22 protein-coding genes are annotated in these 24,770 nt (G+C 27.4%); 7 read left to right on the top strand and 15 right to left on the bottom strand.

From position 1 onward, the window contains the following. Positions 1-13 precede the first annotated feature (13 nt). From RWY47_RS05510 to RWY47_RS05525, 4 genes are all read right to left on the bottom strand, one after another. Positions 14-1,177 (bottom strand): MORN repeat-containing protein, encoded by a 1,164-nt coding sequence (locus RWY47_RS05510; protein ID WP_168932159.1) that lies wholly within the window; start codon positions 1,175-1,177, stop codon positions 14-16. A gap of 198 nt (positions 1,178-1,375) precedes the next feature. Beyond that, the gene (locus RWY47_RS05515; RefSeq protein ID WP_021429898.1) at positions 1,376-2,389 is read right to left on the bottom strand and encodes a PTS sugar transporter subunit IIC; all 1,014 of its coding nucleotides are present in this window, start codon (positions 2,387-2,389) and stop codon (positions 1,376-1,378) included. Positions 2,390-2,541: 152 nt separating this feature from the next. Further along, a complete protein-coding gene (locus tag RWY47_RS05520; RefSeq protein WP_195945457.1) occupies positions 2,542-3,558 on the bottom strand; it encodes a 3'-5' exonuclease in 1,017 nt (338 codons plus the stop codon). Between the two features lie 127 nt (positions 3,559-3,685). Next, on the bottom strand, positions 3,686-4,546 hold the full coding sequence (locus RWY47_RS05525) for a tRNA 2-thiocytidine biosynthesis TtcA family protein (protein ID WP_021429844.1): 861 nt from the start codon (positions 4,544-4,546) through the stop codon (positions 3,686-3,688). Positions 4,547-4,820: 274 nt separating this feature from the next. Here RWY47_RS05525 and RWY47_RS05530 point away from each other — a divergent pair, with 274 nt between their 5' ends. From RWY47_RS05530 to RWY47_RS05540, 3 genes are read left to right on the top strand one after another with little or no spacing between them, the layout of a single operon-like run. Further along, the gene (locus RWY47_RS05530) at positions 4,821-5,033 is read left to right on the top strand and encodes a spore coat associated protein CotJA (RefSeq protein WP_052169059.1); all 213 of its coding nucleotides are present in this window, start codon (positions 4,821-4,823) and stop codon (positions 5,031-5,033) included. Further along, positions 5,033-5,296 carry a spore coat protein CotJB gene (locus RWY47_RS05535; RefSeq protein ID WP_035114438.1) on the top strand — a complete coding sequence of 88 codons (264 nt, stop codon included), beginning with the start codon at positions 5,033-5,035 and terminating at the stop codon, positions 5,294-5,296. Before RWY47_RS05530 ends, RWY47_RS05535 begins: the two co-directional genes overlap by 1 nt. Before the next feature lie 16 nt (positions 5,297-5,312). Next, positions 5,313-5,885, top strand: a complete 573-nt coding sequence (locus tag RWY47_RS05540) for a manganese catalase family protein (RefSeq protein ID WP_035114442.1) — start codon at positions 5,313-5,315, stop codon at positions 5,883-5,885. Positions 5,886-5,933: 48 nt separating this feature from the next. Here RWY47_RS05540 and RWY47_RS05545 read toward each other — a convergent pair whose 3' ends face one another. Both RWY47_RS05545 and RWY47_RS05550 read right to left on the bottom strand, forming a co-directional pair. Beyond that, entirely contained in the window at positions 5,934-6,341 is a 408-nt protein-coding gene (locus tag RWY47_RS05545; RefSeq protein ID WP_150842201.1) for a hypothetical protein, read from the bottom strand. Between the two features lie 115 nt (positions 6,342-6,456). After that, positions 6,457-7,806: a C40 family peptidase gene (locus RWY47_RS05550; RefSeq protein ID WP_316030268.1), complete on the bottom strand. Its 1,350-nt coding sequence runs from the start codon at positions 7,804-7,806 to the stop codon at positions 6,457-6,459. A gap of 257 nt (positions 7,807-8,063) precedes the next feature. On the opposite strand from RWY47_RS05550, the gene RWY47_RS05555 reads away from it, so the two are divergent. Beyond that, on the top strand, positions 8,064-10,238 hold the full coding sequence (locus RWY47_RS05555) for a type IA DNA topoisomerase (protein WP_150842199.1): 2,175 nt from the start codon (positions 8,064-8,066) through the stop codon (positions 10,236-10,238). 134 nt (positions 10,239-10,372) lie between these two features. On the opposite strand, the gene RWY47_RS05560 is transcribed toward RWY47_RS05555, so the two are convergent. The 4 genes from RWY47_RS05560 to RWY47_RS05575 all read right to left on the bottom strand — a co-directional run bounded on the left by RWY47_RS05560 (position 10,373) and on the right by RWY47_RS05575 (position 13,994). Continuing rightward, the gene (locus RWY47_RS05560; RefSeq protein ID WP_021429793.1) at positions 10,373-10,822 is read right to left on the bottom strand and encodes a YaiI/YqxD family protein; all 450 of its coding nucleotides are present in this window, start codon (positions 10,820-10,822) and stop codon (positions 10,373-10,375) included. 352 nt (positions 10,823-11,174) lie between these two features. Beyond that, on the bottom strand, positions 11,175-11,864 hold the full coding sequence (locus tag RWY47_RS05565) for a bacteriorhodopsin (protein WP_224170480.1): 690 nt from the start codon (positions 11,862-11,864) through the stop codon (positions 11,175-11,177). A 100-nt stretch (positions 11,865-11,964) separates the two neighbouring features. Further along, a complete protein-coding gene (locus RWY47_RS05570; protein ID WP_035114459.1) occupies positions 11,965-12,603 on the bottom strand; it encodes a pentapeptide repeat-containing protein in 639 nt (212 codons plus the stop codon). A gap of 2 nt (positions 12,604-12,605) precedes the next feature. Then, positions 12,606-13,994, bottom strand: a complete 1,389-nt coding sequence (locus tag RWY47_RS05575) for an MATE family efflux transporter (RefSeq protein WP_224170479.1) — start codon at positions 13,992-13,994, stop codon at positions 12,606-12,608. A 142-nt stretch (positions 13,995-14,136) separates the two neighbouring features. On the opposite strand from RWY47_RS05575, the gene RWY47_RS05580 reads away from it, so the two are divergent. Next, the gene (locus RWY47_RS05580; protein ID WP_224170478.1) at positions 14,137-15,324 is read left to right on the top strand and encodes an SAM-dependent methyltransferase; all 1,188 of its coding nucleotides are present in this window, start codon (positions 14,137-14,139) and stop codon (positions 15,322-15,324) included. A 190-nt stretch (positions 15,325-15,514) separates the two neighbouring features. On the opposite strand, the gene RWY47_RS05585 is transcribed toward RWY47_RS05580, so the two are convergent. Both RWY47_RS05585 and RWY47_RS05590 read right to left on the bottom strand, forming a co-directional pair. Further along, positions 15,515-16,180, bottom strand: a complete 666-nt coding sequence (locus tag RWY47_RS05585) for an ABC transporter ATP-binding protein (protein ID WP_021429785.1) — start codon at positions 16,178-16,180, stop codon at positions 15,515-15,517. Between the two features lie 20 nt (positions 16,181-16,200). Continuing rightward, the gene (locus RWY47_RS05590) at positions 16,201-18,789 is read right to left on the bottom strand and encodes an ABC transporter permease (RefSeq protein WP_150842198.1); all 2,589 of its coding nucleotides are present in this window, start codon (positions 18,787-18,789) and stop codon (positions 16,201-16,203) included. Between the two features lie 215 nt (positions 18,790-19,004). Between RWY47_RS05590 and RWY47_RS05595 the strand changes: the two genes are divergently transcribed. Both RWY47_RS05595 and RWY47_RS05600 read left to right on the top strand, forming a co-directional pair. Further along, positions 19,005-19,724 (top strand): response regulator transcription factor, encoded by a 720-nt coding sequence (locus tag RWY47_RS05595; protein ID WP_150842197.1) that lies wholly within the window; start codon positions 19,005-19,007, stop codon positions 19,722-19,724. Then, the gene (locus RWY47_RS05600; RefSeq protein WP_150842196.1) at positions 19,693-21,234 is read left to right on the top strand and encodes a HAMP domain-containing sensor histidine kinase; all 1,542 of its coding nucleotides are present in this window, start codon (positions 19,693-19,695) and stop codon (positions 21,232-21,234) included. The genes RWY47_RS05595 and RWY47_RS05600 overlap by 32 nt, the downstream gene beginning before the upstream one ends. Before the next feature lie 37 nt (positions 21,235-21,271). Here the strand turns inward: RWY47_RS05600 and RWY47_RS05605 are convergent, their stop codons facing one another. From RWY47_RS05605 to RWY47_RS18145, 3 genes are all read right to left on the bottom strand, one after another. Further along, entirely contained in the window at positions 21,272-23,797 is a 2,526-nt protein-coding gene (locus tag RWY47_RS05605; protein WP_224170476.1) for an ABC transporter permease, read from the bottom strand. Positions 23,798-23,805: 8 nt separating this feature from the next. Next, a complete protein-coding gene (locus RWY47_RS05610) occupies positions 23,806-24,468 on the bottom strand; it encodes an ABC transporter ATP-binding protein (RefSeq protein WP_224170475.1) in 663 nt (220 codons plus the stop codon). A 159-nt stretch (positions 24,469-24,627) separates the two neighbouring features. After that, complete coding sequence (locus tag RWY47_RS18145; protein ID WP_442953953.1) at positions 24,628-24,768, bottom strand: GHKL domain-containing protein; 141 nt, start codon at positions 24,766-24,768, stop codon at positions 24,628-24,630. Between the last annotated feature and the right edge of the window lie 2 nt (positions 24,769-24,770).

Raw genomic sequence — 24,770 nt, forward strand, 5'->3', positions numbered from 1 at the left:
TTATTGTAACTACTTAAATGTTTTTTATTACCTCTTTTTCGTTTTTGCTTATATCTATATTTTTTATCTCTTTGTTTTCTTTTCCTTCTCTGATAAGCTCCCCTTTAGTTATTATTTCATCTTTTATACAAACTTCAATCTTTGTTCCATTTACTAAATAATATGTTCCTATTCCACTTTTCTTATCATCTTTCCATTCCCCTATATATCTATAACTTTCACATGTATAAGTTCCAACTCCGGATTTTTTTCCATCTTTATATTCGCCTTCGTAAACTGAATTATCTTTATATACATATAAACCTTTTTCATCAAATTTATCATCTTTAAAATAACCTTTATAACTTTCTCCATTTCTATACTTTAATATCCCATAACCTTTTTTATATCCATATTTAAATTCACCTTCATATATGTCTCCAAATTCATTAGTATGTACACCTTTTCCATGATATACATTATTTTTAAATTCACCTATATATTTACTTCCATCAGCATATGAGTAACTTCCTTTTCCATTTAATTTGTCTTCTTTATATTCACCTTCAAATACTCCTCCGTTATTACATACATACTTGCCTTTTCCTTCTCTTAATCCATCGGTAAAAGTGCCCGAAAACTTATCTCCATTGTTGTATATAATAAGTCCTTTCCCTTCTCTTTTTCCATTTCTAAACTCACCTTTGTAAATATCCTTATTTACAAAAGTATACATTCCTATCCCCTCTATAGTTCCAAATTTAAAATCCCCACTATAAATAGAGCCATCACTATAAATATACTTTCCTATACTATGCATCAAATCTTCTTTCCATAAACCTTCATATCTATCCTTATTTGCAAAGATGCAAATTCCAAATCCGCTTCTTTTTCCGTCCACTAATTCCCCTTTATATGTATCTCCATTATCATATTTTAAAATTTCATATTTATCATCTTTATTACTTATTTTGGTACTTTTAACTGAGTTATTACTCTCGTCAGTTTGATTTCTTTTAATCCCTCTATATCCACCTCTCAAATTATTTGTTTTTTCACTATATCCGTTGATACTTTTTCTTTGTTTATTCTTTCTAATTTCTAAAATAAATAATAATAACTTAATTCCCATAAATGCCATTGATAAAGTAATAAATATAACAAATACCATTTCAAAATAACTTTTTATACCTTCCATACATAGTCCTCCTTATATTCTTATAATATAAGTTTATATATACAAGTCCAAAAAAATGATTTTATTTATACGACAGAAGATAATGAATTTTTTAACAAAAAAGACTGCCCCAAAGTAAAATCTGCAACTAAGTATTAAACTTATACAAATTTACTGCAAGACAGTCTGTATATTCTTATTTAGTTTATGTAAAAAATATTATCCTCTTATTTCTGCAGCTGTAACTATCTTATGATTTCTAAATACATAACTTCCTGCAAATCCTACAATAGAACTTATTACAGCACATATAGCCATACATATTAAAACTTCTTTAGCGGGGTTAAATGCAAACATAACTGGAAGTCCTGCAGATGGTGCAGCTGTCCCTGGTGCATTATTCACAAGCCCCATAGCTGAAACTACTACTCCTCCAAGCGCCCCACTTATAAAGTTTGTTACATATATAGGTATTGGATTTGCTGATATTATATCTGCTTGTGTTAATGGTTCAATTACAACAGATATAGTGTCTCTTGTATCTCCAAATTTTAATTTTTTAAATAATATAAAGTTTGCAAAAGATGTTGCTGATATAGGTAGTGATGCTATCGCCATAGGTACTCCTGTTAAACCTAGCATAGCTGTAAGTGCCATAGAACTTAATGGAGATGTTGATATTAATGTGAAGAATCCTCCTATTATTAATCCCATTACTATTGGACTTGAATTTGTAGATCCTGCTATTACTTCTCCTATTGTTAATAATGTACTATTTACTACAGGTTCTAATGACACACCTATTAACCTAGTTATTGGTGCCATTACAATTACCATGACTAATAAATCAAGTCCTGGAGGAACTTTTTCTTCTAAATACTTAACTGCAAATGACATTAAATATCCAGCTATAAATCCTGGTAGTATTCCTAATCCTGAACAAGTTATTCCTAGTAACATTGAATATACCGGAGAAACTCCTAATGCTAACATAACTAATGATGCTGCAACTAAACCTCCAAGTCCTCCATTTATTGATCCTAGTTCACTAAGAAATGGAATTCCAAGAGTATTTCCTAGTAATGAAAACTGTATAGCTTCCACTAAAAATGTAGCACACGCTGCACTAGCTAGTGCACCCATAGCCTTCATACCATGCGGCGCCTTGTAACTAAATACTGAGAACGCGGTCAGTACTGCTAATAATAATACTGTTCCTTTTATAACTTCCATTTTTAAAGCCCCCTCTTTTGTCCAAAAAATGTTAACCTTTTCCTATATTATAATCTAAAACCTAATCATCTTGCAATAATTTTCAAAATATTTCCATTATATATAATATTTTTTATACACACAAAAACAAACCAACTACTGCTAAAATGCGCTTAGTAGCTGGCTTGTAAAACTTCTTCTAAATTTAATTTTTCTTCTTCTAAATCTTGTTCAAATAGTTCTAATATTTGAGTCAATTCTTGTTTATATTGGTCTTGACCTAACTTATAATACGATAAATCTTCCATTAATTCCATCATATCTAGGTACACATTTTCTAATAGATAAAAGTATCCCTCACTTATATCAATAAGGTTCTTAAATGTAAGTAATTTTTTACTAACATCTTTTATATATTCTATATTGTATATATCTAAATCAATTATAGACTTTAGATATAATCTTAAGGTTTTTAAAATCTCTATAGAAATATCATCTAAATTTACATTTTCTTCATCAACATGCACTCTATGTTTATATTCTTCAAAAACAAATTCTAAATTTGTATTAATTTCGACAAAAGGGTTTTTTATTAAATCTTTTATAATCAACAATTCTCTTATACATTTTTTATTAGTTAATGTCATGTCTAATATAAGCAAATTGTATGCATCGGCTAAAGGATCGTGTGCTTCTCCGTCAAACTCAACATTTGAATATTCAAGTAAATTCTTTAAAGATATATAATTTATACATCTAATACCTTTATTTAAGTATTCTTTTTTTATGTCAATAAATAAATCTTTTATATTATTAACAAACCTTGGATGGTTATTTTTTTTAGAACTTCTTCGATCTGTATTTGCAAAACATGTTAAATCTAGATTCCCAAAAGTATAAATACCTTCTATTTCTGAAAACTCACCTAGCCATTTTTTGAAATCTCTCATTACCTCTTCATAAGTAGGTGCATCAGCAATTTCTTCATTGGTTATTTTAGTAAGTTCTTCTATGTGAGGATATATATCAATCTCGCTTACTGGTTTTATCAACGATTTAAAATTTGAAATGTCCTTTGTAGCCATATCGTATTTTACAGCTCCAATAGCAATAATATCAGCATTATTTATATCTCTTCCATATTTAGAATTTGACATATTCATCTCAAAATCTATATATATTTTTTTCATCCCCTTCATCCTCTCTAAAGCATAAAACCTATACATTTTACCACTTAATTAAATTTATCATAATATAATTTTATAATACATTTTTATTAATATCAATCTAAAAGAAAAAGGATGTACTAAGTACACCCTACTCAAATCTCTCTAGGAAAGAATGTTTTTCTCCATCCTGTTGCCATCCTAAAACTGAATCAATATTTACATTTTCTGCAGCTTTAAAAATAGATTTTTCTACATCTTTGAAGTTATCGCCTAAGTTCTTAATAAGATCTTTTATTTCATATCTCTTATTACCTGTCTTTTTAGCCGCTACCATACAAGCGCAGTTTAAAGGCCATATACCACTATTTTGTATAAATCTAACTATATGTTCTTCTCTTATATAGTATAAAGGTCTTATTATTTCGATTCCATCAAAGTTTGTAGATTTTAACTTTGGAAGCATTGTTTTAAAGTTACCCGCGCATAATAAATTAAGCATTGTTGTTTCTATTACATCATCATAGTGATGTCCTAAAGCTAATTTATTACATCCTAACTCTTCTGCTTTAGAATATAATGCTCCTCTTCTCATTCTTGCACACATATAACAAGGATAATCTTTTGCTATTTCATCTGCAATTTCAAATATTTTTGAATCAAATAAATGTATAGGTATATCTAAGTATTCACAGTTATCTACTAATAATTGTCTTATATCTTTATGATATCCAGGGTCCATAGCTATAAATTCAACGTCAAAGTTTACTTGACTATGTCTTTTTAACTCTTGGAACATCTTTGCCATAAGCAAACTATCTTTTCCTCCAGATATAGCTACTGCAATCTTGTCGCCTTCTTCAACTAAATTATATGCTCTTATAGCCTTTATAAACTTAGACCATAAGTTTTTTCTATATCTTTTTACAATACTTCTTTCGATATCTTTAAGTGGCTGTCTTTCATCAAAAGGAACTATAATTTCACAGCCTTTTCCTGCTAATTCGCTCATTCAATCACCTCATCTTTTTGTGAACATGCAACTTATTTTATCATAAAGCCCAATATTAGTTCAAGATATTCCTACCTTATATCTAATTATTTCCCAGAAAATCATTTGCTTTTATTATTATCTTCAAATTTCTGCTTATTATATATGTTTTTTAATTTATAAATTTTGTGTAACTTTTTAGCTACATATGAATATTATGCTATTAGATACAGTTAATTTAACTGTTATTTAGATATAATTTTTAAAATACATCATTTGAACTGGAGGAATTTTGGTGAACGATAGAAACGATAGAATTGTAAAAAAGAATTGTGGTTGTGAATTAGCTAGACCATATGTTAATGATCAAGTGTTTTGCAAAATGTATAATTTGTCAAAAGCACTTCAATATGGAACTATATTTCCTGAATTAAATTTATGGGAATCTACTATGTACAATAAAGATTTATATAGATATATAAAAAAAATTAATGGAGGTAAAAGATAATGGCTACACGTGCTGATATGTTGACAGATATAGAAGAACTTTGTTTTGCATGTTTAGATATGAACTTATACCTAGACAATAATAAAGATGATGAAAGAGCATTAGCAACTTATAACAAACTATGTTCAGAGTTTGCTAAAGCTAGAATGAACTATGAAAAAAGATATGGACCATTAAATAACTTTGGATACTCTCCAAGTCAAAGTCCTTTTCAATGGGTAGAAGGTCCATGGCCTTGGGAAAATAAATTTTATGAAATGTAAATAGGGGGATAATTTTATGTGGATATATCAAAAAACTTTACAACATCCAGTAAATCTTAAATCTAAGGATTTAAAAATGGCTAAGTATTTAATAACTCAATTTGGAGGTCCTAATGGAGAATTGGCAGCGGCTTTAAGATATTTATCTCAAAGATTTACTATGCCAACAAGTAAGTCTAAGGGACTTTTAACCGATATTGGTACAGAAGAACTAGCTCACGTTGAAATGATTGCTAGTATGGTTTATCAACTTACTCAAGATGCAACTCCAGAAGAACTTAGAAAAGCTGGACTTGGTGAAAACTACGCACAAAATGGATTTGGAATATTCCCGTCAGATGCTCATGGCGTTCCTTTTTCAGCATCTACAATAGCTGTTATGGGAAATCCGGTAACAGACTTGCATGAAGATATGGCTGCAGAGCAAAAAGCTTTAGCAACTTATTATCAACTTACTAATTTAACTGACGATGTAGATATTAAAAATGTTCTTCGTTTCTTAGGTGAAAGGGAAATCATTCATTATCAAAGATTCGGAGAAGCTTTAATGGATATATATGATTACCAAGAAAGTAAAAAAACATTTTAATAAAAATAAAGCAGGTTCTATTATTTAATAGAACCTGCTTTATTTTTATTAAACATTAGATAAAACTCTTATCTTCGTCTCTTCATCTAATATATTAAATATTTTTAAGCTTTCATATTCTTCAACCATAGATGTCTGTAAATACTTATATAACACATCTAAAACTGCATATTGCCCTTGGTTTCTAAAATACAACTGCAAATTAGATATATAAATCATATAACACTTATTCATTCTGATTTCTACATATTGTGAGTTACTTGACAATCTTGCATTTTCAAATAGCTCTTTTAACCTCATATATGCACATTCTGAATCTCTATTAGTTACACAGTTACTTAATCTTTCATCTAGAGCGTTCTCTATGTTTAAAACAGCATCTCTATCCATATAAAATTCTATATAGCAATTATTCTTACTGTATTTAAATTGGTAAAAATCAGTTATTAAGCACATGACTACACTCCTTCACTTAATACTATAATTATGATGACTTTATTAGTATTTTCAATTTGCAATCATATTTATACACATAAAGTAAAAAAAAATAAAAAGCTTACGCTTTTTATTTTTATAAAACTCTTCTTGCATTTGTAAATTTAGAATTATAGTAACTGTTGAACTGTGATATTACAACTTTTCCAGCTCCTGATGAAGCATGTATAAATTCATTATTTCCAATATATATACCAACATGGTTTACTACACCGTCTCCATCTGTATCAAAGAAAACTAAATCTCCTTTTTGAAGATTACTTTTGCTTACAGATGTTCCATATTTACTTTGCTCTTTAGAAACTCTAGGAAGGTTTACTCCTGCTCCATTTTTAAATGAATATAAAGTGAATCCTGAACAGTCAAAAGTATTTGGACCTTCAGCTCCCCATACATATGTCTTTCCTAATTGTTGTTTAGCAATATTTATAACTTTATCTGCACTAGATGATTGTCCTGGATTTTCTCCACCACCTGAATCTACAGTTCCTAAATATTGAGATGATACATATCCTATTGTTCCATTATAATTTATTTTTGACCACCCATTACTTTCTGATATTACTCCTACTTGAGTTCCTCTGCTTAATGATCTTATAACAGAGTAATTAGTTCCTGGCCCTTGTCTAAAGTTTACACTGCTAGCAGTAACTTGTTTATTTTCTTTTACTGTATTATCTTCTTGTCCGCCACCTGAATTTATATCTCCTAAATATTGAGATGATATATATCCTATTGTTCCATTATAGCTTATTTTTGACCATCCATTACTTTCTGATATTACTCCTACTTGTGTTCCTCTGCTTAATGATCTTATAACAGAGTAATTAGTTCCTGGCCCTTGTCTAAAGTTTACACTGCTAGCAGTAACTTGTTTATTTTCTTTTACTGTATTATCTTCTTGTCCGCCACCTGAATTTATATCTCCTAGGTATTGAGATGATATATATCCCACTGTTCCATTACAGCTTATTTTTGACCACCCATTACTTTCTGATATTACACCTACTTGTGTTCCTTTGTTTAAAGTTTTTATAACTGAATAACTTGTTCCCGGCCCTTGTCTAAAGTTTACGCTATTTCCTGTAACTTGCTTATTCCCTTTTACCGTATTGTCCTCTTCATTTCCTGTAGATCCTGATACATAATCACTATGTACAAATCCTTCTGTTCCATTGTACTTAATTTTTGTCCAAGAACCTACAGTTTCTATATATTCAACTTTATCTCCTGTGTTTAACTTTCCAATAGATGAGTAATTAGTCCCTGGCCCTTGTCTGAAGTTTACAGAATTCCCTTTTATAGTTCTATAATCAACACTTTTAGTTTGTTCATTCGTATTAGCAAACGATACCCCAGTAGAAGCTGGAATTATTATCGCCGCTGAAATTAATCCAGCTATCATGCTTTTTTTCTTTAAATTCATATAGTTGCTTTGCTCCTCTCCCTATAAATATTCGATAATTTCAATAATATATTTTTATACTATAGTTATTATTACAAAATTGTAACATTTTGTCTACATTTGTAACGACTTCCCAATTATTACCTAGTTATATGTCAATTCATTATATACGGATTTTTTACTTTTTTCTTTATACATATAATTTTTATACTTTTCTTGAAGTTACTTCTTTTTATGTGCTAATATATTTAATAGGTTTTATTAAGGAGGTTTTAAATATGAAACTGATATTAGCAGAAAAACCCTCTGTTGCTAAAACAATAGCCTCATTTTTAGGTGCTAAAACTAAACGTGATGGATATTTTGAAGGAAATGGCTATATAGTTACTTATGCTGTAGGTCATTTAGTATCTTTATATGATGTTAAAGATTACGATAAGTCTTATGCAGGATCTTGGAAAAGCGAAAACTTTCCTTTTATCCCTGATAAATTTAGATTCAAAGTTGACGGGTCTAAATCTAAGCAATTTAATATAGTAAAATCGTTAATTCATAGAGACGATGTTGAAGAAATTATAAATGCTACAGATAATGACCGTGAAGGTGAACTGATAGCTTTTTTGATTTTTCTAACAGCTAAAAATAAAAAGCCTATAAAAAGAATACTAGTAAATGAATGGACTCCTGAAGATATTAAAAGAGGCCTTTCAACTTTAAAAACAGATGAACAGATGAGAAATCTACAAGCTGCAGGCTACACAAGACTAGTAACTGATTGGCTAATTGGAATTAATTTTACATCAATGACTACTTTAAAATACGGAAATGGAAAACTATTAAATATTGGTAGAGTTATACTTCCAACTGTAAAGTTAGTTTACGATAGAGATATGGAAATAGCTAATTTTATTCCTAAAACATATTATGAAATAGAAGGAAACTTCAGTTGTGCTAATGGTAAATATAAAGGTAAGTATATAAAAGGAAAAGAATCAAAATTTGATAGTATAGATGATGCTAACAAAGTAATCGATAGTATAACATCCAATACTGGTATTGTTAAAGATAAGAAAGTTACAACATCTAAAGAGTATGCTCCTAAATTATTTAGTTTAACATCTCTTCAAGGTTACATAACTTCAAAATACTCTAGCTTTACTTCTGATAAAGTTTTAAAAGTGTGTCAGTCTTTATATGAAGGTAAGGGAAAAGGTGGATATATAACATATCCAAGAACTGATTCTATATACTTAGAGGAAAGCTTAGCTGGTAAGGCATCTCAAACTTTAGAAAAACTTAAAGTTGGACTTCCTTATGCAGATAAAATTAAATTTACTAAAAGTAAAAGAGTTTTTGATTCTTCAAAAGTTGATAGCCATAGTGCCATTATGCCAACTTACATAATTCCTACTAAGCTAACTCCTGATGAAGAAATTGTATATAACGCTATAAAGGATAGATTTGTAGCTAACTTCATGCCTCCTGCTGAATATGAAAACACTGAAATTCATACTTTCGTGGATGACCATAAATTTTTAACAAAAGGTAAAGTTCTTAAAGTTAAAGGATACTTAGAAGTATATAATAAGGAAGAAAAAGATGACTTATTGCCGTTTGTTAACAAAGATGAAGTTGTAGATGTTGTTAAAATGGATATATTAACAAAACAAACTACACCTCCTAAATCTTATACAGAAGATACACTGCTTAAAGCTATGAAAAACTGCGGTAAAAATGTATCTGATGAGGATACAGCAGTTTTATCAGGTTACTCAATAGGTACTTCTGCTACTCGTGCTGAAGTCTTAAAGAAAATTTCAGAAGTAGGCTATGTAAATAAAAAAGGTAAATCTTATTATATTACTGATTTAGGTAAAAACTTAGTTGAAATATTCCCTTTAAAGGATTTACTAGATGTTGATTACACTGGTAAACTTGAAAAAAGCTTAAGTGATATTCAAAGAGGAGAGTTCACTAGAAGTGAGTACCTTACGAATATAATGAACTTCATAGTAAATGGAGTTGAGGCTATAAAAAATGATAGTAATAAAAATATTAGTACTGAAGTTTATAGCTATAACCCTAAAACTAAAAGATATTCTAAGGGAACTTTCTCTAATGATGGAGCAAAACAAGAAAGCTTTGGAAAATGTCCAGTCTGTCAAAATGATGTGGTTGAATGTTCTAAAGGTTATATTTGCACCAATTATAAAGAATGTAAATTTGGAATTTGGAATAGTGATAAATTCTTATTAGCTTTAAAGAAAAAACCTAATAAAACTATGGTAAAAAGTATTTTAAAAAGTGGCTCTGCTAAAGTTAAAGGTTTGACTAGCAAAAGTGGAAATAAATTTGATGCTATTTTAAAATATACTAAAAAAGATAATGGGTATTTCTCTTGGGATATGGAATTTGAGAAAGAGAAAGAGAAAGAAAAAGAAAAAGAGAAGTAAGTTAAATCTGATTAGGTAGTGAATCATATAATATATGTCTTTCCTTTACACGACGTACTTCGTACGTGAGTGTTTCGTCAATACATATATTATACGATTCACCTTTTCAGAAATAATTTACTTCTCTTTTTCTTTTACATGGATGAATTGTTAAGATTGTTGATTAATTTAATTAAGTTATCTTTAAAGTTTATATCATCTTCTTTTTGTCTTTTTTTAGGTCCTCTCATTCTAGAACCTGCATTTCTAGCTTTTTTAGATATGTGTCTTGTAAATAATAATTGATCAATATTTTCACTTGTATAAAGCTTACCATTTTGATTTATTGGATTACCTGATTTAGCTAAAACCATAGCCGCAAGCCCATAATCTTGAGTTACTACTATATCATCTTTCTTAACCTTGTTTACTAATGCAAAATCTACCGAGTCTGCCCCTTTAGATAAAATTATAGTTTCTATACCTTGCTTATTAAATATATGAGAAGTATCACACATTAGTATTACTTCTATTCCAAGTTTTTTCGCAACTTCTATAGTTATATCAACAACAGGGCATCCATCTGCATCTATTAAAATTTTCATATCATTCTCCTAATCATTTGACTTCACTTAATTATAAACTAAAATAATCGAAAAAAAAAAGACTGTTTCCGATACAGTCTTTTAAATGGGTGGGTATTAGGTTTAAAATACTATTTATGGGGGGATAGTATTTCATCTAAAGGTTATAAGGGTGCCATTGGGAGAATGAACACCCGCTTTAATATTTATGTCAATTCCTATTGTTTTCTAGTTGTTTTTTGTCTAATCTTGTTGTCTATGTATACATAGTACTACAGATTTTTACCAAATTCCATATTAAAAAAAATATTTTTTATAAAAATTTTATTTTATGACAAATTAAAATGAAACGTTAAACTTAAATTATAATTTTTTAATGCTGTTTAATTTTATTTACCTTTTTTACTCCATGTAATGCTATAAATATAAATCCTAACTTATATATAGTAGGAATTATTATTCTAAAATATATATATAATTTATGATCTATTATATCTAAAACCCTAGGCCCTATTCCCCATAATGCAGGATATCCTATCCAAATTATTGTAGTAAATAAAGCTAATAATTTATATAATTTATATTCGTAACATCCTTGAAGGCTAGCTATATTTTCTAAAGGTCCCCAAATTAGCCAGAAATTTATAATAAAAAACACACAACTAATCAAAAGTGTAATACAACTTGTAAATCCAGTTGTATTGTTTGAAGTTATAAAGCTAATTGTCATAATCAAATATACAAAAATTATACCTAATACTAACTTCTTGTTTTTATGATCATAATACATTCCAATTGATCCTAATATATTAATTAGCATAGGAGTTATAATCAACCAATCTAAATATATAATTATCATGTAAAAACTCCTACTTGGATGTATGTTCATAAAAATAGCTTTAATGATATATAAAGATGTTGAGATTAGTAACGCATAAAAACTTAAATTATAAAATTTCTTAGGAACATAATCTATCTTTTTTCTCATAAATATTATCATAAGCATTCCTACTAACATAAGGAATATACATGCCCAATTTATCAATATAATTTCGTGCTTCATTTTAATATCCTTTCATTTTTACTTATAATCCTATCTTTACCAAATTAACAAAAAATAGACTGATTAAGTTTACTAAATATTTATAATCAGCCTATTTTATCTATTTTATTATTATCCCCATTAGTTTAGCTAACTCCAAAGTTTGTGCAACCGAAAATGTAGCTCCCCTTAGATCGTTTAGTTTAACTTCACAACCGTCTATACTAGAAGTAGTAAAGTCAACCCCATTCAATGAAGTTCCACTAAATATAGAACTATTTAAATCTGAAGAATTTAATATTAGTTTGTTATTTTGTACTTCTTGGAAAACTGCATTTTGAAAATCTGAATCTGTAATTAAAACACCCTTAAATTTTGAAAATGAAAAATTAGAATATCTACCTAAACAATCTTTAAATTCAACATCTTTTAAAATCGCATCTTCAAACAACGTTCCGGTCAACTTGCAATTTACAAATTTAGTTCGATAAATACCACTATCATCAAAATTAATATTCGATAAATTACAATTTTCAAATATCACATCAGTTATATCAATTTTTCTAAAATCGCAACTTTCAAATTCTACATTTTTAAATATACAAGAATTCAAACTAAGCCTAACTTCATAAATACCTGATATTGTAGTATTTTCAATTATTTTATTTTCTAAGTATTCCTCTTCAAAAATTTCATCAATTACATTCGTTGGTATCCCCAAATTATTGCTTATCTTTGGCTCTTGTATTTTATTTTTCATATCTAAAACTCCTTTATATCTTTATATGACTTTTCTTTATTTTCTTTATGAGTTTCAGTTTCTTTTCCATATCCATAAACATTTCTATATCTATATATAAAAGTCACAGAAATTATCATAGATAAAACTTCTGCTATTGGTACTGCAAGCCATACTCCATTTACACCTAAAAATCTAGGTAAAATTAATATTCCTGATATTATAAATACAAATGTTCTTAAGAATGATACAGCTGCTGATATTTTCCCATTTGAAAATGCTGTAAAAATAGCTGATGAGAAAATATTTATTCCCGTAAATAAAAAACTTAGTGAGAAAAGTGAAAAACCTTTGTATCCTATATCAAACACAGTAGTTCCTTTAGGCGAGAATATTCCTACTATATTTGGAGCAAACAATATTGAAATTATAAATAAAGTAACTGAACTCATTAATATAAATCTTATACTGTACTTAATTATTTTTTTAAGTTCTGATTTATTATCATTACCATAATTATAACTTATAATTGGCGCAACTCCAGAAGAAAATCCTATATATGCAGAATTTATTAAAAATTCTCCATATAAAACTATAGTTATGGCTGCTACTCCATCTGCTCCTAATAACTTCATCATTGCTAAATTAAATAACATAGTAGTTACTCCAGTTGAAAGATTTGTAACCATCTCTGAAGAACCATTAGAACACGCTTTTAATATTACTTTTAAATCAAATCTTGGTTTTACAAAATGAATAATAGATTTCTTTTTCATAAAATATATAGTTCCAAGTACTGCTGGTATTAAATTTCCCATACCAGTTGCAATAGCTGCTCCAGATATTCCCATATTCATTGGAACTATAAATATATAATCTAAAATCATATTAGTAAGACCACCAATTATAGTCAAGGCAAGCCCCACTTTTGGCTTTCCTGCTGTTATTGTTAGATATTGAAATAATAAGTTGACTATAAATGCTGGAGCAAATATAAGAAGCGCAGAAAAATAGTCTATACAATACTTATACAACTCATCTGTAGATCCTAATAAATTCAAAATTTTATTAGAAAATATAAATCCTATTAAAGATATTAAGATTCCTAAAATAAATCCTATTAATACAATTAATGTAAAGTTTTCTTTAGCTTCTCTACTTTTATTTTCTCCTAATTTTTTAGCTATAACTGCACTTCCGCCTGTAGCTAACATTACCGCAACAGCTATTACGATATTTAAAAACGGATATACTATGTTAACTGCTGACAATGCATCTGTATTTACAAATCTAGATACAAATACTCCATCAACAATTGTATATAAAGATATAAACACCAACATAACAATAGATGGTATAGTGAACTTTATAAGTGATGAAAATTTAAAACTTTTTGCTAATGAATTTTCCATATTAACCTCCTAAAAACTTTCTCTCATAATAATATAAAGTATGTAGTTACTCCACAGTCAAGTCGTATTTTAAAATTTTATTTGAAATTTTTTGTTTATTCTCAAATTTTAGGGGTATTGAATTTAAAGAGGTGACATTAATATGAATAATCTAGATAAAATATTTATTAAAGAATTTCTTTCAAAGCTTGATACTAATCCATTTGAGGTTAAGCTTTGGGATGGAGAAGAATTTTTAGTCGGAGAAGGAAACCCTTCTTTTAAAGTTTGTTTCAATAATCCACTAAGTAAAAAAGATTTACTTACTAGCACATCATTAACTCTAGGTGAAGCTTACATGCGTGGTGACATTACCATTGATGGAGACCTATTACTTACTCTCGATACTTTATTTGGTTGTCAAAAAGATCATTTCCACACTAACTTTGCTAAGCTTGGTAAAATATTTTCAAAAGCTGGTAATGAAAAGAAACAAAAATCTGAAGTTTGCTATCATTACAATCTAGGTAATAATTTTTACAGTCTTTGGTTAGACAAAACACTTAGCTACTCTTGCGCTTATTTCAAAAACGAAACTGATACACTTTATGAAGCTCAAATGAATAAAATACATCATATATTAAAGAAACTACAGTTATCTGAAGGCGAAACTCTACTTGATATAGGATGTGGATGGGGTTATCTTCTTATAGAAGCCGCAAAAAAATATAAAATAAAAGGTACTGGTATTACTTTAAGTGAAGAACAAAAAAAAAAATTCCAAGAAAGAATAAAAGAAGAAGGTCTTGAGGATTATTTAGAAGTTAAATTAATGGACTATAGAGATATTGAACATTCTGGAATGTCTTTTGATAAAATAGTTAGTGTTGGAATGCTTGAACATGTAGGGCGTGAACATTATAATTTATACTTAAAAAATGTTAATAGTGTTTTAAAACCAAAAGGTCTTTTCTTATTACATTACATAAGCGGTCTTACAGAATCTCCTGGTGATGCTTGGATAAAAAAATATATATTCCCTGGTGGAGTTATTCCTTCTTTACGCGAAATTATAGATATATTCCCTAAATACGATTTCTATACTTTAGATGTAGAAAGTTTAAGAAGACATTATACAAGAACTCTAATTGAGTGGTATAAAAACTTTGATAAAGAAAGAGATACTGTAAAAGGAATGTTTGGAGAAGAGTTTGTGAGAATGTGGGATTTATACCTTACTTCTTGTGCTGCTTGCTTCAATAACGGAGTAATAGACTTACATCAAATTTTAATAAGCAAAGGTGTTAACAACGACATTAAAATGACTAGAGCTTATATGTACGAAGATTAATTAAACTTAAAAATGAGTAAATTTCTTGTTATAATTTAAACCAATTGTGGTGGGAAATGTGTACATTTTTAAACATTACATAAGAACATAAATATTTATAATTAATTACATACTATAAAAGCTGTCTCAAATATATAGCTTATGATAAATTTATAATTTCACTGCTATTAATTTTGAGACAGCTTTTTATTTACATTTTTATAGTTCCATCTACTATATTAATTATTCTATCTGCTTTCTTAGCTATATTTATATCATGAGTTATAACTATTAATGTTTGCTTGAACTTTCTTATAGATTTTTTTAATAACTCCATTACTTCATCTGTTGTCTTACTATCTAAGTTTCCCGTAGGCTCATCTGCAAGAATTATACTTGGCTTTGTTGATAATGCTCTCCCTATTGCAACTCTTTGTTGTTGTCCTCCTGATAGTTGGCTAGGAAGATGATTTTTTCTATCTTTAAGACCTAAAACATCTATTAGTTCATTTATATATATTTCATCTATATCATCATTTCCTAACATTAGTGGAAGTTCTATATTTTCTTCTACATTTAATACAGGAATTAAATTGTATTGTTGAAATACAAACCCCACTTCTTTTCTTCTATATTCTGCTAGTTCCATATCTTTTAACTTACTAATATCTTTTCCATTTACTTTTATACTTCCACTACTTATCTTCTCAAGCCCTCCTAATAAGTGAAGAAGTGTACTTTTACCACTTCCACTAGGCCCTATTATTGCAACAAATTCTCCCTTTTCTATATTTATATTAACATTGTTTAATGCGTTTACTTTACTCTCTTTATTCCCATAAGTTTTTGATAAATTTATAGTTTCTAAAATTGACATATTAAATCCTCCCAATATACTTATTCATTTATATTTATCATTTCAACTACACTTACTTTTTCTAATTTTTTAGCAGGTAAGTAAGTTGCAAGTACTCCAATTAATGCATTTATTACTATTATCGATATATAATCTATATATCTTATACTAAATTCAATCCCAAGCTTAGATACTCCAAACGAGTCATATGTTGTTTTATTTAAAATTAAAGATACAAATATAATTATTAAACTAGATATTGCTGTATATATAATCCCTTCAAATATTATCATGTTTCTAAAGTCTTTATTATTAAGGCCTACTGCTCTTAACATTCCAAATTCATTAGTTCTATCTACTATGCTTTGGCTTATATTGTTTACTACATTCACAACTGCAATTACAAATAGCACTACTACTATAGCAGCATTAAAAACTCTAGATTTTTCATACATTGCATCAGAATTTCTCTTTTCTTCAATTATATTTCTAGCCATAGCCCCTTTAACTTTTATAGTAGTTTTTAGGATTTCATCGTAAACCTTTTTGTCATTTGCACCTTCTTTTAAGTTTATATTTATAGCTTGATAAGCTTTACTATTTGTTGCTTTAGAAAATGTATCTTCGCTTACTATTACATCTACGCACTCATCACTTGTGTATGTATCTTCTGCCATAAATGGATAGCTAACTACTGCCCCCACTTTAAATTCTTTTTCTATGTACTTACCATCAGTATCTTCTAATCTACATGCCTCTACAGACTTTTCTCCATCTTCTCTAAATTTAACTTTAACAGTATCTCCTACCTTTATATTTGCAACAGGCTTACCGTTATCAACCTTATTATAATTTACCCCTCCATCAAATTTTTCTTCAGTAACCATAGGAACATAAACTACTGCTAAGTCTTCTTTTTTCATTTTTTCAACATCTATATTTCCTTGTACTAAATAATTATTTAATTCTTTTAAAGCTTTTTCATCATATCCTCTAAGGTTTTGTTTTAATATTAATTCATCATTTATTTTATCTTTCACAAGATATCCTTTAAAAAGGTTACTTCCCCTGATAGATTTATTTATAGAATCAAAATAGCCTTCATTAGCTATATCATCTTTATTTATAACCATTCTTCCATTCATTATTTGAGATTTTACTACTTCTTTCACACCATCTATATTTTCAATTTGTTTTATATCTTTTTTACTTAATCCATTTCTTTGATTTTCATTTTCATAAACATCAATTTTCATATCTGAATTGCTGTAATTATCTCTATTTGATGTAAAATCATCTTCTTGAGACAAATGTAAACGATAGTTAGAGTTTATAAATAAAATTCCACATATACTCATAGATAAAACTATCATTATAAATCGTTTTTTATTTCTTAGTATGTTTTTAAAAGATATAGCTTTATATGTTTTCATATATCTACTTAAATCTTTAACACTTACCCTATTTCTTTTTATGCTATTTTCTTTTCTGTTACCTTTTATAGAGTCTATAATAGATAACTTATTTATCTTTCTATATGTAAAAAGTGATATTAAAAGTAATATTAAAACCATAAACAATATAGCTAGTATTATTTCAAATACGGGGTACACCATATGTAAATTTATAATTTTTCCATCTAAAGCTATACTTGTTTTTAATTCACTGGATTTTTTATAAGCTATTAAAGATGCTCCTAATCCTCCTACAAGCCCTATAGGCATACCTATAACACCTAAAGTCATTAACTCATTTAATATCAATTTAAATACCTTTGAATTTCTAGCTCCTATTGCCCTTAATACTCCATATTCTCTAAATCTTTTATACATAGATATATTAAAAATACTGTATATAACTATTCCGCATATTAAACTTATAACTAATACACTCAATATATTATCTAAACTAATATGGTTTGCATCATTTGAAATTGATATAAAGTCTTCTTGCATCCCTATATTGTCTTTATTTATATTAGCTTTTTTTGCAAGTTCTAAAGAATAATTTTGTATATCTATTTTCTCGTTAAAAGCTACTCCAACTTCTAAGTGATCACTTCCCTTTTGAAGAGGTAAGTACATTTGCATTTTGGCTACTTGCTTTTCAGTAGGTCTATCTTTTATAATCCCTACTAATTCAAATTCTTCATCTTTTACATTCTTGTTTATATCTTCAACATTAAGATTTATATTTTGGTTTAATGTAGGCTGTATACCTAAGTTTTTTAAAACCCATTCTTCAGCTACTATTTCATTTTTTTCTTTTGGAAGTCTTCCCTTTTCAAGCTTTGAATTTGATATTATATAATCATCATTACAATTTAACATTATTACAGATTGTTTTTCTTTATCCGTCGTAATTCCATGAAAATTAAAAGCACCTACATTTTCTACATCACTAGACTTTTCAATTTTTTCTAACTGATTATAATCTAAATCTTTAAATGTTGTATGATATATTCCCGTATTGTATTTCATTGTTTGTAATTCATTCATTTTTTCTGTTTTTGTTAAAGTTAATACTCCAACTATCATACCTACTGATAAAATGATACTTAGTATAATTGCAAATGACCTAGCCTTATAGGCTTTCATATATCGAACTCCTAAGTTTAAATTTTTTTTCATAATTCTTCCCCTTTCTATTAAACTACTTTATCGCTACAAAAGAATTCTACATTAAATTTTTTATCAAAAACGTAATTTAGGTTCATTGTATAAACTTCTTTATTCAATTGTAATAATTACAACTTTTCGTAATAAATTCTTAATAATTTAATCTTGTGTTTATAGATTTAATGCATAAAACTCTATGTTATAATAACTTCTGAAGGAGTGATTTTATGGGTGAAAATATATTAATAGTTGATGATGATAGAGAAATAGTTGATGCTATTGAATTTTATCTAAAACCAGAGGGGTTTAATATTTTAAAAGCATATGATGGATTGGAAGCTATTGAGAATTTAATAGATAGTAATATAGATTTAGTTATTATGGATGTTATGATGCCAAACATGGACGGACTTAAGGCTACTCTTAAAATTAGAGAAAATAACAATATTCCTATAATACTTTTATCTGCAAAAGATCAAGATATGGATAAAATCTTAGGGTTAAACATGGGTGCTGATGATTATATAACTAAACCATTTAATCCATTAGAACTTATAGCTCGTGTTAAATCTCAACTTAGAAGATTTATAAACTTAAATACAATGAGTGAAAATCCCCATATTTCTAGTTGTACTAATTCAATATTAAATAGTGGTGGGCTTTGCCTTAATAAAGATACAAAAATAGTTACTTTAGATGGGGAGAATATTAAGGTTACTCCTATTGAATTTAAAATTTTAGAGTTTTTGCTTGAGAATAAAGGAATTGTTTTTTCTTCTAAGGATATTTATGAACATGTGTGGGAGGAAATAGCTTATAATTGTGAAAAAACTGTAGCTGTGCATATTAGAAGAATTAGAGAAAAGATAGAAATTAACTCAAAAGATCCTAAATATTTAAAGGTGGTGTGGGGAATTGGTTACAAAATCGAAAAAATTGCTTATTAATAATCCACTTTTAAAGTTTTCATCGTTATTTATACTTTCTATATCTTTATCGATATTATTTGAATCATACTTATATACTCATCGTATGATGGAATTTGCATTAAGTCAAAAAAGTTTAGTGGCTTTTGTGTTGGGAACGACCTTAATTTCTTTGATAGTTTATTTAACTAATAGAAAAGCTAATATTAAATTTCTATATTCATTTACAAGACTTTTAAATATAATAGCTCCTATTGAAATTCTAGTACTTATTTTACTATTTTTTTGTGTAATACGAGAGTATATAAGCATTAGTAGCTTTAGCGCATATTCATTTGACTTAATTATAAGTGACACTATAATTTTATGGAGTGTTTATATAATATCTCTTAATGTCCGTTGTAACAAAGATACTATAAAATCTAGATTTATTTCTATTAAAATAGTAAATAGCTTAATTTCAAAAAGCAATAAAAATACTCTAAATAAAAAAATATCGTTCATATTTATTGTAACGGCCTTAATACAATTTATATTCATTTATGTATCAATGATTTTATTTTATGCTCATTCTATATATGCATTAATTAAAGCTATATATTTATCTATTGCTAGTTTTATATGCTATGCTTATATTTATAAAAAGATTGAAGAAAAAGTCGATTATATAGAGTATATAGATAGAAATATTAAAGATATAGAAAAAGGTGATTTAGAGCATGAACTTGATGTTATAGGTAATGATGAGTTAGCCTCTATTGCGCAAAGTGTCAATAATATAAGCGATGGGTTAGATAAGGCTCTTGAAAGTCAATTAAAAGGAGAAAGAACAAAAACAGAACTTATAACAAATGTTAGTCATGATTTAAAAACTCCATTAACTTCAATTATTAGCTATATAGATATTTTAAAAAATAATGAACTAGATGAACAAACAACTAAAACTTATATAGATATACTAGATAAAAAAGCTGCTAAACTTAAAACCCTTGTCGAAGATATATTCGAAGCGTCTAAGATAAGTAGTGGTGATATAGAACTTCATTTTGAAAAAACAGATATAAAAGAACTTTTAATACAAAGTATTGTTGAGCTTGACGATAAGATTGAAGCTTCTAATCTTGATTTTATAATTGATACCCCTGACTTCCCTGTATTTAGTAATATAGATGGAAAAAGAATGTTTAGGGTATTTGATAACTTGATTACTAATATAACAAAATACTCTTTGCCAAATACAAGAGTATATATTGATGTTTATACAAATTATGGATATGTTTTTATATCTATGAAAAATATATCTAATCATAAATTAAACATATCACCTAATGAGCTACTTGAAAGATTTGTTCGTGGAGATGTTTCAAGAAATACAAATGGAAGTGGACTTGGACTTTCAATTGCTAGAAATTTAGTTGAAATGCAAGATGGATCTCTTGACCTAGATATTGATGGTGATTTGTTTAAAGTTACTTTAAAGTTTGAATTGCTTAATGATGGTGTTCAACTTGAAGAATGTAGCAATATATAAGTAAGGGTAGCATAATGCTACCCTTACTTATTATAATTTATTCTAAAGTTTTTATCTGTTCTATAAAATCTTCACCTTGAACATTTTTTAATGTTTTCAATGTAGTTATTATAATTATCGCACTTATAACTAGTAATATTAAAATTACAGCTATTATAAACTTCAAGTTGATTAATTGAATAGTTTCAAAAGATTTTATTATTATGTACCTTACTATCAAGGTAGGTATTATAGAAATAATAAAACCTAATACAATGTATATACAACTTTCTAGTACAACAATCTTTTTCACTTCATCTTTAGATATTCCTATACCTCTAAATAATGCAAATTCTCTACTTCTACTATTTATGCTAGTAACTATAGTATTACAACAGTTAAATAATGATAGTAAAACTATAACTCCAACAACTAAAGTCATAATCATAGCTTTTTGATTATCGCTTTTTTCAAGTCCAGCAGCTTCACTTTTATATGGAATTAAAACCCCTTTACCACTATTTTCGATTATTTTATTTAATTCACTTTCAATATTTTTTTGATTTGCAAATTTACCTGTCCATATATCAAATCTTTCATATGTAGAAATACCTGTGAATTTATTCATTTGATTAACGGACATAACAGCTCCAAATGTACATCCTACTCCTTGTGAAGTTAATGGTATATAGTCTATTATTCCTGCTACTATTAAGTCCTTTGATATAGTTTCTTTATAATCACCAGTTTTACTATCTGATACATCAAGATTTGCTTTTATATAATCTCCAACTTTTATTTTTAATGTTTCACTTGAATATTTATCTATGTATATATATGGTTTATTATCTATGTCTTTTAAATTTGATTTTCCATCTATAATACTATCATCTAGTATGCTATGATCCTCAATACCCATAACTTCAAATCGTTCTCTGTAAGCTTTTTTCCCTTCTCTAAACTCTATAGAATCCGCTTTTGATTCAATATTATTTTGTTCTTGTTTCCAATAGCTAGATTTTTTATCTATTTTATCAATATCTATATCTATATCTAATATCTTATCTCTAGATGGACTTACTTTAGTTACTCCATCTATATTTTTTATAGCTTGCAATGTAACTTTATCATATGACATCTTATTATCCCTAGCAGAACTATAATCAATATTATGAAGCAAATAATCTCCAGGAATCCAGTGCCTTAATCCATTATCACCTAGGAAGTTACTAGTAGATTTAGTATATAATGTTGACATTAAAAAAAATATTATTACCATAGATGCTATTGCTAAATTTGTACGTTTTTTATTTCTTTGTATATTTTTAGATGCTATATTCCCATAATCTTTAAAAAACTTAGTCATAAGCTTACTTACTATTGACTTTTGGTTTATCTTTATTTTTTCATCACTCTTTTTCATGCAAACCATAGGATCTACTTTAGAACATTCTCTAAGTGGTTTATAAACTGCTATTATGATTGTTAATACACTTAGTAATGTTGAAATAATATATAAACTCATATAGCTTTGACTTTTTATTGAATTTGCATAGTTCATATCATATATTACACCTATTATATATTCCCTACTTAAATTTGCTATTAATCCCCCTAATATCAATCCTAATGGTATACTTATTATTGCATATATAAACACTTCAAACATCATAGTTTTTGATATCTCTGAAGGTGTAAATCCTATTGCTCTAAGTATTCCAAAATCTTTTCTTCTACTAGCCAGTAATATATAGAAAATATTGTAAATTAATAATATAGTTGCTAAAGAAAGTATTACATTAATTATAATATATGGTATTTTTAAGCTCATACTATCTGAAATTGATAATATTAAATCTTTATTTATCATGAAATCATCTTTACTTAAATTATTTTCTTGTGCAATTTTTTCAACTTGCTTAGTTATATCTTTTTCTTTTTTAAATTTAAAAAATACTTGATTATATTTATTTTCAACAGTTATATTTTTTTTAGCACATTCTTCACTTATAACTCCTATACAAGTTCCTTGAGCCTTTAATATTGGATTACATTTTAGAATTCCAACTATTTCAAATTCTTTTTCTCCTTGGTATAAAACATGCTTACCAGTCGAATCGTAACCTGTATATTTTAATTTTATGCTTTTCCCTATTGGATTTTCTATTCCTTTTTGTTGTATATACCAAGAGTCTATTGCTATTTCATTTTCTTTAATAGGAAAATTTCCTTCTTTTAAAGAATAACTTTTATCTAATTCTTGTACAAATTTATCATCATTTACTATTTGTAAAGTTTGACCATGTCCCATTTCATTAAACCCTAGTAACATTGATTTTCCTAATTTATCTATGCTTGAATTTTTTTCAAAATATTTAATTTCTTTATCATTTCTAAGTCCATACTGAGCATGCTTTGTTCCTAAATTTTGTTTTGCTTGATTTATCATTATATTTCTTGCATCTTCACTTATTATATTCATTACTAAAAAAAGCGCAGTTGAAATTATAATACTTACAATTATTAATAATGAATTTTTCTTATTTTTCATAATATAACTTTTAACTATATCTATAAGTTTCATAATCTCACCTACTCCCTAATAAATCCATCTTCTATTTTAATAATTTTATCTGCATATTTAGCAATATCCATATTATGAGTTATCATTATTATCGTCTGATTATATTTTTTCTGCGATTCTTTTAAAAGATTTAATACTTCACTTTCTGTTTTTGTATCTAAATTTCCTGTAGGTTCATCTGCAAATATAATAGCAGGCTTATTTACAAGAGCTCTTCCTATTGCAACCCTTTGTTGTTGCCCCCCTGATAATTGATTTGGTAAGTGATTTTTTCTTTCTTTTATATTAAGTAACTCCATCAATTCATTTACATATCCATCATCTTGATTGCTTGTATTTATAGTTGGCAATTTTATATTTTCTTCCACTGTTAAAACTGGTATCAAGTTATATGATTGAAATATTAATCCTATTTTTTCTTTACGAAGCAATGATCTTTCTTTTTCATTTAAAGAAGAAAGATTTGTATTTTCTATAATTACATCTCCATATGTAGGTGTTTCAAGTCCTGCCATTATATGAAGAAGCGTACTTTTCCCACTCCCACTTTTACCTACTATTACAACAAACTCACCTTTGTTTATTTCTAAGTTTATATGGCTTAACGCCTTTACCTCAGTTTCATTTTCTCCATACACCTTACTCAAATTTTCTATTTTTAAAATTGACATATTTACCTCCTAAAATCCCCATAAGTATTTTCATAAAAAATATATATTTTATTTAATCTTTTAACAATATAAAAGACACAACTGGGTGTTTTTTAGATATAACTGGGCAAAAAAAGAACATCTAATTGTTTAGATGTTCTTTTTTTATTGCTTTTATAATTATGCATTTTTTATGTATAAATTATTTTCATTAGATTTTAAGGGTATACAAATATTTATTAAAAATCTAGTATTTAAATCATTCACTTCTAAATTTCCATTGTATTTTTCTATAGAATTTTTCATACTACTTATCCCTATAC

Source organism: Paraclostridium sp. MRS3W1, assembly GCF_032465715.1.
GTDB lineage: Bacteria > Bacillota > Clostridia > Peptostreptococcales > Peptostreptococcaceae > Paraclostridium > Paraclostridium dentum.